The sequence below is a fragment of the Pseudomonas sp. A6 genome, assembly GCF_052367875.1.
GTDB classification, from domain to species: Bacteria; Pseudomonadota; Gammaproteobacteria; order Pseudomonadales; family Pseudomonadaceae; genus Pseudomonas; species Pseudomonas citronellolis.
On sequence record NZ_CP198970.1, the window covers coordinates 854,757 to 869,058 of the forward strand.

A 14,302-nucleotide genomic window follows, 5' to 3' on the forward strand; every position below is an offset into this window, starting at 1 on the left:
CCCAGCCCAATCCACCCCGGATTTTTCACGCACCAATACGGGCTCAAGCCGACTTCACCTCCCCTATTCGAACTGCTGCCATGCCGGGTTATCCCGCCTCGGCGGTTCGTATAGGAGCGCTTCATGATCAGCAACCCCAACCGCCTGCACGGCATGAGCCATGACGACGCCCGCAACCCGATAGCCAGTTGCCCGGCGCGCCAGAACGAGCTGTACGTCGTCCCGGCGCGCTACGCCCTGGCCGAGCACCCCGCCCGCCACGCCAGCCTGCAACCGGCCGTGCGTGCCAGCAGCCACCCCATGGCCCTGCGCCGCCTGCGCGGTGGCTTCCTCTACCTCTGGCATGCGCAGGGGCCGCTGCAACGCTATGCCGTGGCCGCCGACGGGTTGCTGCAGGCGCAGCCGCTGACGGCCGACGAGAGCGTCCTGCTGCACGGCAGCCAGGCCGGCTTCGCCCTGGACAAGCGCCGCGATGCCTGGCTCCTGTACAGCGAAATCCCCCTCGGCGCAGACGCCTGCGCCCAACTGGCGGAGGCCGGCATTCGCCAGCGGCGCATGCGCCACGTCGCCCTGGGCGAGGTCGCCCTGCGCCTGCAGGCACCGCACTGCCCCCCGCTCGACGCAAGTGAAACGCTGCTGGCCGAACTGATGCCGGAGGTCCGCGAACGCGTTCTGGCCAAGGAACATGCGCAGAACCGCGAGGCGGACAAACGACGGACCCGGGAACTGGCCGAGCGGATGAACGCCGCCCCCACCCAAGAGAACGTGCGCGCCTATATCCACGCCATGGAGTGGTACAACGCCCGCTCGCAAGCCGCCATGCGCCACCCCCAGGCCGAGCGGGAAGACGCGCCGGGCGCCTGGAGCGCCCAGGTGTGGGAAGTGCCCGCCACCTCGGCGTGGCTGGACAGCGCACGCAGCGAGGCCGGGGAACTGCATGCGGTGCTCGCCGCGCTCGACGACGACCTGGGCGTGCTGCGCGACCTCAACCACGAGCAGGAACAGCTGGAAGCCCGCCACGAAGCCTGGATGGCCGACAACAACCTGCGCCAGAACGTCGGCGGCTTCATCCGCAGCCTGGTCCGCGAGGACGGTGGCGAGCTGGCCAGCCTGCTCAATTACCGTTACCGCGAACACGATATCCAGCTCACCCCCGAGCAGGGCGAGCAATTGCTCGCCGCCCAGGCGCCCCTCAAGGCCCTGCTGGACGAAGAGACCCAGGTCAACGTCCACGAGCGCCAGCGCATCGGTCACGCCGCCGCCGACGAACGCATCGCGGATATCGCCCGCCGTCGCGAACAACGCCTGGCGCCGCTGCGCGCCTTCATCCCCGCCGAGTTGCAGCAGCAGGTACAGGACATCGTGCGCGACTACCGCCAGGACAAGGCCAGCCAGCTCGCCGGCGGCCGGGCCAGCGCCAAGGTCGCCGAATACATCGACCTGGAACGCATGGATCGCTGGCTGGACGAGCAGGCCCCGGCGCATTTCCGCCAGGTCGAGGCCCGCCATGCCAGCCTCTATGCCGACCGCCAGGCCTTCCTGCCGCGCCACGACCTGGGCAGTTGGTTCGTCGAGCACGACAACCCGCAGCACCAGTGCTGGCTGGACGAACTGGCCGACGCCTGCCTCAGCGCCCAGTGCCATCGCCGCCAGGGCGTCGAGCAGTTCGGCGACTTCCTGCGCGCCAAGGACGGCGGCGTCTTCCGCTTGCTGTTCCTGGGCTGGAGCCCATCGCTGGAAGCGGCGGTGAACAACACCGCGCGCCTGGGCGAGCTACAGGCGGCGCTCGCCCAGGACAACCTGAGCGCCACCCACGAGACACTGACCCACCTGCTCGGCGCCGCGACCGTACAGGCGCTGCAGCGCCTGGCCAGCGACGTCGACGGCTACTGGAGCCTCACCGTGGCCCGCCTGGGCGCCGTGCTGCTGGCGCTGCAGCAGAAGGGCGTCCTGCCGGGGCAATGGCTGGGCACCCTGCTGGTCACCCGCCTGAGCGCCGGCGCCCCGCTGGTCCGAACCCTGAACAACGGCGTGGCCACCTGGCGCCTGCTCGGCCAGCAGGCGCAACAGCTCGGCCAGTGGGTCAACAACACCGCCCAGGCCATCGGCCAGGGCCGCGCCGCCGGCATCCTGCAAAGCCCCGCGGTGCAGAACAGCGGCGGCTTGCTGCCGCTGGCGGCGCTGCTGGTCAACGCGCTCAATGCCGAGAGCTACCTGGCGCAGGCCCATGCCCTGGAGCGGATGGATACCCAGCGCCGGGCCGAGAGCATTTCGGCCACGCTCTATGCGGGGGCGGCATTGGTGGCGGTGGTGCAGAATTGGGTGATTGTTGGGCGGGGGGTGCAGGAATTTACCTTGACCAAGGGCCAACTCTCGTTTGTTGCACCAACCCTGACGCTGTTTGGTGGATTTGTTGGCTTGTTGTCGCTTGGTGCTTCGGGGACAGAGTTTTTCAGCCTTGGCCGCCAGGTAGAGGCGGCCCAGAGCAGTATCGATCCTTGGATAGAAATCCGTCGGTTGGCTGTGGCGGGGCAGATCACCGCTTATGGCGCCCAGGCCACCCTGGGGCTCGGTTTGACTTTTCTACGCTTGGCCAAGCGCATTGATACGCCCACAGCCATCCGCCACTTCCGCCTGGGCATGGGGCCGATCAATCTGTTGCTGCTCGCATTGGGCGGAGTCTACCTTTTTGCATGGTGGCGGCAATCCACACCGCTGCAGCAGTATCTGGCCAACTGCTGCTGGTCCAAGGCTCGCGCCGGCAATACCGATCCCATTCCCGCCGAGCAGCAGCAACGGGAGTTCGACCAGTTGCTGATACTGCTTTACCAGCCACGCGTCAGCGTGGACAGCAAGTCCCAGCGGGTGCCCGGCTCCCTGGGCGACACCGTCAGCCTGGAAGCCATCCAGCGCCTGACCATCGACTTGCCGGGTGCCGAGCCGTCCAGTGTCGAACTGGAGTTGGGCCTGATCGGCAGTCCCATACCCGACCACTTCCGCATGCTCCGCAGTAACGACCAGCCCAACCTGGATATTGGCGATCTCTGGCTGGAGCGCAGCCAATGCACCTGGATACCGGCGGACCAAGGCCAGGGCCTGCGCCTGAGCGGCGCCTTCCGCCAGGCCCAGGTGCGCCTCTCGCTACGCCTGCGCTACCGCAACCCACTGGTGGATCTGGCCGGCATCACGACCATCGGCGGAAGACAGGGCGTGGCCTATGTTCTGACGGCGGAAAATGCACCTGTCACATTGCGTCCCGGCGAACCCACCCCGGAACTGGACCGTGCGCAAACCTACCGCCTGACTGGTGAGAGCCACCTGCATCCCAAGGAAACTCGATGACACTTCCCCCCGCCGGCAGCCAGAAGAAGGGCCTGTTCTCCCGCGAGGACTATCTGGCGCCACCGGCCATTCCCACCGGGCAACCCCCAAGGGATGTGCTTAATACCATCTGGCGCAAGAACGAGGTGTTTCTTGATATTGGCGAGTACAGCATTGGCTCGTTTGTGATGATTGCGTGGCCTATGATTCTCCTGTTGCTGGCTATGGGGGTGCCATTTAGGGAGTCGTTGCCCGAGTTTTCTCTGTTCATCCTGGTAGCTGGTCTGATCATTGTCGGAATTCCTTCCTCGTTCGTGCTCTATAGCCTGACCCAACCTGTCCCTCCACCTACCCGCTTCAACCGCCAACGCCGCGAAGTCTGTGTACCACAGAAGGATGGCAGCTACTGGATAGTGCCCTGGGAAACCGTGGTGGCGCAGGCCATTGCCATGGACTCGGTGGGGCGCCATGGCAAGACCACCCAAGGCATGCTGGTGGTGGGCTTCAAGAACCCGGACCCGAATGCGAAGGAAGGCGAACGGGATTGCAGTATGGGGTTCAGTTGTGGTGGCGGTACTACGGCGATGTGTCTGTGGGAGTGCATTCGCAGTTATATGGAGATCGGTCCCGAGGCGGTGCCTAAATGCCATTTCGAAGGAGAGAAAACCGGTAGAAGTCTACTGGGTTGGTTCTTGAGCATCATGGGCGATGCCATTCGTTCCCTATTGAAGGGAAACGTCAAGTCCGCGCTCAAGGACGTTTTCTTCACCTTCTTTCTAGGCGCTCCGCTAGGTTTTTATCTACAGGAGCGAAAGCTGATCCCCCCTCCCGATCTGACCGACCCCGCCATAGTCGAATGGTCCAAACCCCTGCCATCCGAACAATGGGCCAAACGCTCCCCTGAGTGGGACGAAGCCATTCGACAATGTGAGGCGGAGTTAGCAGGGAAGGCTGCGACGTGACCTTGCCACCCGCAGGCAGCCAGAAGAAGGGCCTGTTCTCCCGCGAGGACTACCTGGCGCCACCGGCCATTCCCACCGGCCAGCCCCCAAGGGATGTGCTTAATACCATCTGGCGCAAGAATGAGGTGTTTCTTGATATTGGCGAGTACAGCATTGGCTCAGCAGTAATGATGGCTTGGCCGATGGTACTTATTGGTATTTTCTTCGTTCCATTGCCTTCTTTTGACGACTCACTGGACTTACAAATTGCTCTTGGGTTCGCAATCTTTTGCCTATGTGTATTTCCTATCTTTTTGTTGATCTACGTATTGACCCAATCTCCTCCTCCTCCCACCCGCTTCAACCGCCAACGCCGCGAAGTCTGTGTACCACAGAAGGATGGCAGCTACTGGATAGTGCCCTGGGAAACCGTGGTAGCGCAGGCCATTGCCATGGACTCGGTGGGACGCCATGGTAAGACCACCCAAGGCATGCTGGTGGTGGGCTTCAAGAACCCGGACCCGAATGCGAAGGAAGGCGAACGGGATTGCAGTATGGGATTCAGTTGTGGTGGCGGCACAACGGCAATGCGCCTGTGGGAGTGCATGCGCAGCTATATGGAAATAGGGCCGGAAGCGGTGCCGCTGGAAAATGACCTGGAAGGCACACGAAAACTATTGGGAGGGCGGGGAGCCATCTGGGGAAGTATCTGGATGTTCTATGCCGGCATAAAAAAGCACTTACTCGCCAAGGAGTTCGGTAAAGCACTATGGCTGATATTTACGATTGTCGCCTTCGGGACCCCCTTGGCAGCTATGCTGCAAACCTGGAAGCTGGCGCCGCCTCCCGATTTGACCGACCCCGCCATAGTCGAATGGTCCGCCCCCCTGCCACCCGAACAATGGGCCAAGCGCTCCCCTGAGTGGGACGAAGCCATTCGACAACGTGAGGCTGAGTTGGCGGGAGAGGCTGTGACGTGATACGCCCCATTCCACCGAGCAGCAGCGGGAGTTCGACCTGTTGCTGATACTGCTTCACCAAGTTCCCTGGGCGATACCGTCAGCCTGGAATCCGCTCGCTCCTACGAGGGAATGGCCGCCCTCACCCCAGCCCTCTCCTGCGCGTCCGGTCCTGGGGAGGGAGTGCGGCGGGCGCGGAAGAGGGCTGGGGTGAAGGGCCGCCCGCTGGGCGGGCGGCTTGGGCTCAGAACTGGTAGTTGACCGTGGCGGTGACGTTGCGCTTCTCGCCGAAGTAGCAGTAGTCGAGGTTGTAGCAGGAGGCCACGTAGTCCTTGTCCAGCAGGTTGTTGGCGTTGAGGCTGACGTCCAGGCCCTTCATGCCCAGCTTGCCGAGGTCGTAGCCGATGCGGGCGTCGACCAGGGTGTAGTCGGGCACGCGCAGGGTGTTTTCCTTGTCCGCCCAGGTCTCGCCGACGTAGCGGGCGCCGCCGCCGATGCTCAGGCCGTCCAGCGGGCCGGCGTCGAAGGCGTAGTCGGCCCAGACCGAGGCCATGTGCTTGGGCGCCTGGTTCGGGGTGTGGCCCTGGTTGCCGTCCAGCGCCTTGCTGTAGGTGATGTCGGTGTAGGTGTAGCTGCCCAGCAGCTTGAGGTTCTGCGTCGCCTGGATGTGCGCTTCCAGTTCCAGGCCCTGGGAGCGGATCTCGCCGACCGAGGTGTAGAAGTTGTCCTGCGGCTCCTTGGTGGCCACGTTCTCCTGGGTGATGTGGAACAGCGAGGCGGTGTACAGGCTGGCGCTGCCCGGTGGCTGGTACTTCAGGCCCAGTTCCCACTGCTTGCCCTCGGTGGGTTCCAGCGGGGTGCCGTTCTGGTCGGAGTAGGCGTTGGGGTTGAACGACTCGGAGTAGCTGACGTAGGGCGCGATGCCGTTGTCGAACAGGTAGAGCACGCCGGCGCGGCCGGTGAATTTCTTCCAGTCGTCGTCGGCCTTGCTGCCGCTGCTGCGGTTCTTGTCTTCCACCGTCACCCAGTCCTGGCGCATGCCCAGGGAGAAGCGCCAGTTGTCCAGGTCGATCAGGTCCTGGGCGTAGACGCCGGTCTGCTCCAGGCGGCGGGTGTGGTTGTCGTCGGGGTAGTAGCTGATGGCGGCGTTGCCGTAGACCGGGTCGAAGGCGTTCAGCGGCGCCACCGAGCCGGAGGACCAGTCCACCGAGGTGTGCCGGCGCTGGTAGTCCAGGCCCATCAGCAGGGTGTGCTGTGCCGCGCCGGTGGCGAATTCGGCCTGGGCCATGTTGTCGATGATGTAGGCCTCCAGGCGCTCGCGGGCGCCGGAGAAGTAGCGCGTCAGCTCGTTGCTGTCCGGGGCGGTCCAGCCGTAGCCATAGACTTGCGCCAGGCTCACGTCGGACTCCAGGTAGCGGAAGTTCTGCCGCGCCGACCAGACGTCGTCGATGCGGTGCTCCAGCTGGTAGCCGAACATGCGCTGGGTGCGGTCGAAGTCGTCGATGCTCGGCTCGCCGTCGAAGAAGTCGCGGTCGATCTTGCGGCCGTTGTGGTGGTACAGCGCGCCGTCGGCCGGCACGCCGCTGTGGTAGCCGCCGTTGGGGTCGTGCTGCAGGTAGCCCTGGAGGGTCAGGGTGGTGTCGTCGCTGAAGTCGATGGCCAGGCTCGGGGCGATGGCGTAGCGCTCTTCCCTGGTGTGGTCGAACTGGGTGTCGGCGCCCTTGCCCAGGCCGACCACGCGGTAGGCGATGCGTTTCTCCTCGTCCAGCGGGCCGCTGAAGTCGAAGCCCAGCTCGCGCTGCTTCATGTTGCCGACGCTGGCGGTGACCTGGTGGTAGTCCTCGTACAGCGGCTTCTTGCTGGTCAGCGCCACCAGGCCGCCGGGCAGGCTGCGGCCGTAGAGCACCGAGGACGGGCCCTTGAGCACGTCGATGCGTTCGAGGAAGTACGGGTCGACCTGCATCGAGCTGAAGGTGCCGCTGTCGCCCATGGCCTTGAGGCCGTCCAGGTAGATGTTGTCCACGCTGTTGTCGGCGAAGCCGCGCATGACGATGTAGTCGTAGCGGTTGGAGGCGCCGACCTGGCCGGTGAAGATGCCGGGGGTGTAGCGGATCGCCTGCTGCACGGTCTTCGAGCCCTGGTCCTGGATCTGCTCGCGGGTCACCACCGAGACGCTCTGGCTGGTTTCCAGCAGGGCCTTGGAGGTCTTGGTGGCGATCTGGCTGTGGGTGGCCAGGTAGCCGTCCTCGCTGCCCAGCGCGTTGCCCAGGGCGAACACACTGGTGGAGGGCAGGGCCAGGGCGTCCTTGGGCCCGGCGGCGCGCAGCACGTAGCTGCCGTCGCCTTGGTCCTCGGCCTGCAGCGGGGTATCGGCGAGCAAGCGGGCCAGGCCCTGGTCCACCGAATAGGTGCCGTTGAGCCCTTCGGATTGCAGCCCGGCGGTCTGCTGCGGGGTGGCCGAAAGGGTGATGCCGGCTTCGCGGGCGAAGCTGTTGAGCACCTCGCCCAGGGGCCCGGCGGGAATGGCGTAGGCGCGGCTGCGGGTGACGCTGGCGGCGTCGGCGGCCCAGGCAGTCAGGGGCAGGGCGCTGCCCAGGGCGGCGCACAGCAGGGCGCCACGCACGGCGATGGAGAGGCGGCTGGCGGGAGAGTTCAGGGCGGATGATCGAGCCGGGACTGCACGCATGGAGAGGTATCCGTCAGGGCGGGAAATGGGAGGGTTTATCTCCATGCCGGCCGATGATGGAAAACCCGACAAAAATAATTCTCATCCGCGAAAAAGTTTCCGATGGCGCCCATGCGGCTCTTCGTAGGAGCGAGCTTGCTCGCGAACAGCCCCGGCACCGATCTCCAACCCGTCGTCCCCGCGAACGCGGGGATCCAGAGTCTCTGGGTTCCCGCGTTCGCGGGAATGACGGGGGAAGGTGCGGTGCGAAGCGAGTTCGCGAGCAAGCTCGCTCCTACAGGTACAGGGGAGTGCGGTTCAGGTGCGGGCTTCGACGGTCACCCACCAATCGCTGCGACGCATGACGCGTACCGGCAGGGTGCGCGGCAGCAGGTCGAGGAGTTTGTTGGTGTCGTCCAGGCGGAATACGCCGGACAGGCGCAGGTCGGCCACCAGCGGGTCGCAGCCGAGGTGGCCGTGGCGGTAGCGGGAGACTTCGGCGAGGAAGTCGGCCAGGCGCATGTCGCGGCTGACGATCAGGCCGTCGGCCCAGGCGCTGCTGTCCATGCTGCTGGCGGCCAGCGGGGTGGCGCCGTTGGCGTCGACCAGGTAGCGCTGGCCGGCCTCGGCCACCGTGCTGGTCTGGCCCTGGCGGCGCGGGGCGATGGCCACGGCGCCCTGCTGTACGCTGAGCAGGGTGTCGCTCGCGTTCTGGCGCAGCACGAAGCGGGTGCCCAGGGCTTCGAACAGGCCGTCGCGGTTGCGCACGCGCAGCGGCCGGGCGGGGTCCTTGGCGGTGCTGACGAGGATTTCGCCGCGCTGCAGGACCAGCAGGCGCTGCTGCGGGGCGAAGAAGACGTCGACGGCGGTGTCGGTGTTCAGTTGCAGTCTGCTGCCGTCGGCCAGGACGAAGCGCTTGCGTTCGCCGATGCCGCTGGCGTAGTCGGCGCTCCAGCGCTGCCAGGGGCCGAGGTCGCGGCTCAGCCACAGGGCGGAGCCGCCCAGGGCGACCACCGAGAGCAGTTTCAGGGCCTGGCGCCGTTGCAGGCGCTGGCTGCCTTTCTCCAGAGTTTCCAGGGCCACGCGGCTGCCCGGCACGCTCTGCAGGCCGCTGCGCAGTTCCTGGTTCAGCGACTGCACGCGTTGCCAGGCCAGTTCGTGCTCGGCGTGCTGGGCGCGCCAGTGGGCGCAGGCTTCCTGCACGGCCGGGTCGGCGCCGCCGGAGAGGCGCAGCATCCACTGGATGGCCTGCTTGACCACTCGGGCATCGGGTTGCAGTTCGGCGGTGGCGTTCATTCGGCGTAGCGCGCCTGGTAGCAGTGGAACAGCGCCTCGGCCACGTAGCGCTCCACCGAGCGCACGGAAACCCCGAGCCGTTCGGCGACCTGCCCGTGGGGCAGGCCCTCGCACTGGGCCAGCAGGAAGGCGGTGCGCACCTTGGGCTTCAGGCCGTCGAGCAGGCGGGCGATGCTTTCCAGCAGTTCCAGGAGCATTTCGCGGGTTTCCGCCGAGGGCGCTTCCGCCTCCGGCAGGTGGGCGATGGACTCCAGGTAGGCGCGCTCCAGCTCCTCGCGGCGCCAGTGGTCGATCACCAGGCCGCGGGCGATGGTGCGCAAGAAGGCGCGCGGGGTGCGCAGCTCCAGCAGCTCCTGCTTGAGCAGCACGCGCAGGAAGGTGTCCTGGGCCAGGTCGGCGGCATCCGCGGCGTTGCCCAGGCGGCTGCGCAGCCAACCGTGCAGCCAGCCGTGGTGGTCGCTGTACAGCTGGTCGATGTCGAGGGTGGAGGAGGCCATGGGCGCCGGGAAAGATGAAGAATGATAATTCGTCGCATTTTCATCAACGCACTGGCCATTTGCAAGCGGGACGCGGGCGGGTCTTCCTGTAGGAGCGAGCTTGCTCGCGAACATTCCCTGGCACCTCAACTCTCCCCTGTCATTCCCGCGAACGCGGGAACCCAGAGACTCTGGATCCCCGCGTTCGCGGGAATGACGGGGAAGGTGTGGTGTGAAGCGGGTTCGCGAGCAAGCTCGCTCCTACGAAAAGCCGAAAACCCAAAAGCCGGGAAACGGAAATCCTCAGCGATACCACCGCGGCGTATACACCCAATCACCACCACCGGCCCGGGGGAAGCGGCGGGTGAGCGACGAACCGATGATCACCAGGGTGCGCATGTCCACCATCTCCGGCTGCAGCTCGCCGAGGGTGAGCGTGCGCAGCGCCTCGGCCGGGCGGCCTATGTCGCGGCCGAGCACCACCAGGGTTTCCGGCGCGCGGTGTTGGCGGACGATTTCCAGGGCGCGGCCCAACTGCCAGGGGCGGGCCTTGGAGATGGGGTTGTAGAAGGCCATGGCCAGGTCGGCGGCGCCGGCGTGGTCCAGGCGCTTTTCGATGACTTCCCAGGGCTTGAGGTTGTCCGACAGCGAGATCAGGCAGAAGTCGTGGCCCAGCGGCGCGCCGGCCTTGGCTGCGGCGGCCAGGGCGGCGGAGACGCCGGGCAGCACTTCCAGTTCGACGTTGTGCCAGTCGGCATCGCTGCTTTCATGCAGCGCTTCGACCACTGCTGCGGCCATGGCGAACACACCCGGGTCGCCGGACGACACCACCACCACCCGCCGGCCGCTGGCGGCCAGTTCGAAGGCGTGGCGGGCGCGCTGCATCTCCTCGCGGTTGTCGCTGCAGTGGCGCACCTGGTCCGCGCGCAGCGGCTCGGCCATCTTCACGTAGGTCTCGTAGCCGAGCAGGTCCTGGGCTTCGTCCAGGGCGCGGCGCACTGCCGGAGTCATGTGCTCGGCGGCGCCGGGGCCGAGGCCGATCACGCTCAGGCGCCCGCGTGGGCGGCCGATGCCGGCGGCCTGCTCGGGGGATTCGGCGAGGCGCAGGTGGATGCCATCCTGCGCCGCCGGCAAGGCTTGCTCATCGATGAAGCGCAGCGGCACGTCGAGCGCCTTGGCGGCCTCGGCCAGGCCTGCATCGGCCATGTACCGGCGTGGGGCGAGCAGCGCGGCCAGGGCAGCTTCCGCCAGCCCGGATGCGCGCAGGGCCTGGCGGACCCGCTCGGCAAGGTTGTCCACAGGCACGGCGATTTCCGCCAGCACCCGCCGTGGGTGGATCAGCAGTTCGTCGCGCTGCGCCGGGCGTGCCTCGCAGGTCACCCGCACGCTGCGCCTGGCGTCCTCGGCCAGCGGCAGGCGCGCTGCGGCCAGCCAGGGGGCGTCGCCGTCGATGCGCAGGCTTTCGCCGCCCAGCAGGTCGGCGACGAAGCGCTTGCCCTGCTCGATGTCGGCCAGGGCATAGCCTGGCGGCGGCTCCAGCAGGCAGGTGCCGAAGCGCAGTTCGCCGCTGGTGGTGATGGCCGGTGCCACGTCCAGCGCGGCGGCGATCTCCCGGGCCAGGCGGTTGACCCCGGCCAGGCCGCCGAGCAGCGGCACCACCGCGCTGCCGTCCTCGGCCACGGCCAGCACCGGTGGCTCCGCACCTTTTTCCTGCAGCGCCGGGGCCAGGCTGCGGATGACTATGCCGGCGGCGCACAGGGCGATGATCGGCGTACCGCTGCGATAGAGCGCGCGCAGGCTGTCGCCGAAGTCCTGGTAGCTTTCCTCGGCGCCGTCGACGCGGCCCAGCAGGCCGTGGATGCGCGCCTGTGGATAAAGCGCCTGCAGGCGCCGGGCGGTGGCCAGGGCGCTGGCGCCGAGGATGACGATGGCGGGGGAGGCGTTCATCAACCGCGCCACCTCTGCCCGGGGATCACCACCATGGAGAAGTAGGGCGAAGCCATCGGGTCCACCTCGTCCAGCGGCACGATGCGCTGCTCGCGCATCGTTGCCCGTTCCACGTAGTGCGCGCCGCCGTCGCGGCCCAGTTCACGGAGCACGCGGCGGACTTTGTCGAAGTTGCGCCCGAGCTTCATCACCACCGCCGCGTCGGCGGCCGCCAGGCGCTGCTTCAGCTCGTCCTCCGGCAGCACGCCGGAGAGCACCGAGAGGCTCTGGTTGCGGTACACCAGCGGCACACCGAGCACCGCCGCGCTGCCCAGCATGGAGCACACGCCGGGCACCACTTCGGCCGGGTAGCGCTCGGCCAGGCGGTCGTGCAGGTACATGTAGGAGCCGTAGAAGAACGGGTCGCCCTCGCAGATCACCGCGACGTCGCGGCCGGCCTCCAGGTGGCCGGCGACCTGTTCGGCGGCGGTGTCGTAGAAGTCGCTGATGACGCCCTCGTAGGTCAGCGGCGGCTCCAGCTTCTCGGTGGTCACCGGGTACACCAGGGGCAGGCGCTGCTGGCTCGCCCCCAGGTGCTGCTCGATGATGCCGAAGGCGTTGCCGCCGTGGCCGGCGTGGTGCTTGGCCTTGGCCACGAAGTAGGCGACCACGGGCGCGGCTTGCAGCAGGCGCAGGGCCTTGAGGGTGATCAGCTCGGGGTCGCCGGGGCCGACGCCCAGGCCGAGCAGGCGGCCGGTCATCATTCCACCTCCGTGGCCAGGGCGTTCACCGCGGCGGCGGCCATGGCACTGCCGCCGCGGCGGCCGCGGACGATGACGTAGGGCACGCCGTGGCTGTCGGCGGCGAGCAGGTCCTTGGATTCGGCGGCGCCGACGAAGCCCACCGGGAAGCCGAGGATCAGCGCCGGTTTCGGCGCGCCGGCGTCGAGCATTTCCAGCAGGTAGAACAGCGCGGTGGGGGCGTTACCGATCACCACCACGCTGCCTTCCAGGTGTTCGCGCCAGTGCTCCAGGGCCACCGCCGAGCGGGTGTTGCCCAACTCGCGGGCCAGGGCCGGGACGTCCGCTTCGTTGAGCGTGCAGATCACCTCGTTGGCCGCCGGCAGGCGCGCACGGGTGATGCCCTCGGCGACCATGCGCGCGTCGCAGAGGATCGGCGCGCCCGCCGCCAGGGCCGCGCGGCCGATGGCGCCGGCGCCGGGGGAGAAGCGCAGGTCCTGCACCACGTCGACCATGCCGCAGGCGTGGATCACCCGCACGGCGAGCTTTTCCAGGTCGGCGGGAATGGCCGAGAGATCGGCCTCGGCGCGGATGGTGGCGAAGGACTGGCGGTAGATCGCCTGGCCGTCGCGGATGTAGTCAAGCATCGGGTAGGGCTCCGGGATCGCGCAGCCGGTCGGCCGCGGCGTCGAGGGTCAGGTCGCGCGCCAGCGGCTGGCCGAAGCCGGCGTGGCCGGGGGCGCGGCGGTAGAGGTCGTAGCGGCCGTCGGCGACGGCCAGCAGGGTCAGCGGCGCCACGTGGGCGGCGGCGCAGGAGCGCGGGCAGCCGCACAGGTGCACGCCGGCGGGCAGCGGCGCGCTCAGGCGTTCGGCCAGGCGCAGGGCGTCGGCCTTGGTGTCGGCCAGGCCGCGGGCGCAGCCGGCCGAGCCGCTGCAGGCCAGCAACCGGGACAGCGGCTGTTCGGCCGAGGCGATCAGGCCCAGGCTGTCGAGTGCGGCGAGCACGGCGCTGGCGCGCGCGGCCGGCACGTTGGGCAGCAGCAGGCCCTGCCAGGGCGTCAGGCGCAGGCTGCCGTCGCCCTCGCGTTCGGCGAGGTCGGCCAGCTCGCGCAGCAGTTCGCTGTGCAGCCGGCCGAGGACGAAGCCTGCGCCGACGCTGTACAGGCCGCCCTGGCGCTGTGGGCGGATGCCCAGGTGGGCGAAGGGCTCGACGGCGGCGCGGCGCCAGTCGGCCACGTCGTGTTGCAGCGGCAGGTCGAGGCGCGCCAGCAGGTCTTGCGCGGGAACCTTCGCCAGCAACTGACGCATGCGCGAAACGCCCTCGCCGGCCAGGTCGAGGAATAGGTTCAGCAGGGCCTCGACCAGGGCCGGCACCTGTTCGCTGGCGATGGCGGCGAGTGCGGGTCTGTCCTGCGCGCGCAGCGGCGGGCAGCCGGCCAGGCCGAAGGCGAAGCGCCCGGCGTCCATGGCCGACAGCCAGATGTCGTGGGGGTGTTCGAGCATCGCCAGGGATTCGCCGCCATCCAGTTGCAGGGCGAACTTGGGCGACAGGCCGTGGAAGCGCGGCTCGTCCTGCAGCAGGTCGAGCAAAGTGGCGGCCAGCGGCGAGATGTCCAGGGCCTGGGCCGGGTCGAGGCCGGCGGCGGGGCTGAGCAGCAGGTTGCGCACGTCGTCGGCGGCGGCGACCCGCGGGCCCTGCCCGGCCTGCAGCAGTTCGGCGGAAAGCGCTGCGCCGGCGCCTTCGTGCACGCCGCGGATCTGCAGGTTGGCGCGGTTGGTCGCCTCCAGCACGCCGTCGGCATGGCGTTCGGCGGCGCGGGCGATGGCCCTGGCGCCACTGGCGTCGAGGCGCCCGCCGGGCAGCTTGATGCGGCAGATGCCGCCATCGCCGGAAGCGACCACGCGCAGCAACCCCGGGCAGGGCGACGGGCGGATTTCGACAGGGGGGACGGGCGGCAGATTCGGCACAGGGTCACCA

10 protein-coding genes are annotated in these 14,302 nt (G+C 67.9%); 3 read left to right on the forward strand and 7 right to left on the reverse strand.

Annotation, left to right across the window (positions count from 1 at the left end; genetic code table 11):
* Positions 1–123: 123 nt before the first annotated feature.
* From ACTWJ5_RS03955 to ACTWJ5_RS03965, 3 genes are read left to right on the forward strand one after another with little or no spacing between them, the layout of a single operon-like run.
* Positions 124–3,342 (forward strand): toxin VasX, encoded by a 3,219-nt coding sequence (locus tag ACTWJ5_RS03955; RefSeq protein ID WP_444437495.1) that lies wholly within the window; start codon positions 124–126, stop codon positions 3,340–3,342.
* Entirely contained in the window at positions 3,339–4,283 is a 945-nt protein-coding gene (locus ACTWJ5_RS03960) for a hypothetical protein (RefSeq protein ID WP_084301974.1), read from the forward strand. Before ACTWJ5_RS03955 ends, ACTWJ5_RS03960 begins: the two co-directional genes overlap by 4 nt.
* A complete protein-coding gene (locus ACTWJ5_RS03965) occupies positions 4,280–5,242 on the forward strand; it encodes a hypothetical protein (RefSeq protein ID WP_253408753.1) in 963 nt (320 codons plus the stop codon). The genes ACTWJ5_RS03960 and ACTWJ5_RS03965 overlap by 4 nt, the downstream gene beginning before the upstream one ends.
* Before the next feature lie 223 nt (positions 5,243–5,465).
* Here ACTWJ5_RS03965 and ACTWJ5_RS03970 read toward each other — a convergent pair whose 3' ends face one another.
* From ACTWJ5_RS03970 to cobG, 7 genes are all read right to left on the reverse strand, one after another.
* Complete coding sequence (locus tag ACTWJ5_RS03970; RefSeq protein WP_444437496.1) at positions 5,466–7,907, reverse strand: TonB-dependent siderophore receptor; 2,442 nt, start codon at positions 7,905–7,907, stop codon at positions 5,466–5,468.
* 297 nt (positions 7,908–8,204) lie between these two features.
* Positions 8,205–9,182 (reverse strand): FecR domain-containing protein, encoded by a 978-nt coding sequence (locus tag ACTWJ5_RS03975; RefSeq protein WP_444437497.1) that lies wholly within the window; start codon positions 9,180–9,182, stop codon positions 8,205–8,207.
* Positions 9,179–9,679, reverse strand: a complete 501-nt coding sequence (locus ACTWJ5_RS03980; protein ID WP_249917928.1) for a sigma-70 family RNA polymerase sigma factor — start codon at positions 9,677–9,679, stop codon at positions 9,179–9,181. The genes ACTWJ5_RS03975 and ACTWJ5_RS03980 overlap by 4 nt, the downstream gene beginning before the upstream one ends.
* 282 nt (positions 9,680–9,961) lie before the next feature.
* Positions 9,962–11,605, reverse strand: a complete 1,644-nt coding sequence (cobJ, locus tag ACTWJ5_RS03985; protein WP_249917927.1) for a precorrin-3B C(17)-methyltransferase — start codon at positions 11,603–11,605, stop codon at positions 9,962–9,964.
* Complete coding sequence (locus tag ACTWJ5_RS03990) at positions 11,605–12,348, reverse strand: precorrin-2 C(20)-methyltransferase (RefSeq protein WP_167361003.1); 744 nt, start codon at positions 12,346–12,348, stop codon at positions 11,605–11,607. The genes cobJ and ACTWJ5_RS03990 overlap by 1 nt, the downstream gene beginning before the upstream one ends.
* Positions 12,345–12,971: a precorrin-8X methylmutase gene (locus ACTWJ5_RS03995; RefSeq protein WP_249917926.1), complete on the reverse strand. Its 627-nt coding sequence runs from the start codon at positions 12,969–12,971 to the stop codon at positions 12,345–12,347. The genes ACTWJ5_RS03990 and ACTWJ5_RS03995 overlap by 4 nt, the downstream gene beginning before the upstream one ends.
* Positions 12,964–14,292: a precorrin-3B synthase gene (cobG, locus tag ACTWJ5_RS04000; protein ID WP_444437498.1), complete on the reverse strand. Its 1,329-nt coding sequence runs from the start codon at positions 14,290–14,292 to the stop codon at positions 12,964–12,966. Before cobG ends, ACTWJ5_RS03995 begins: the two co-directional genes overlap by 8 nt.
* Positions 14,293–14,302 lie beyond the last annotated feature (10 nt).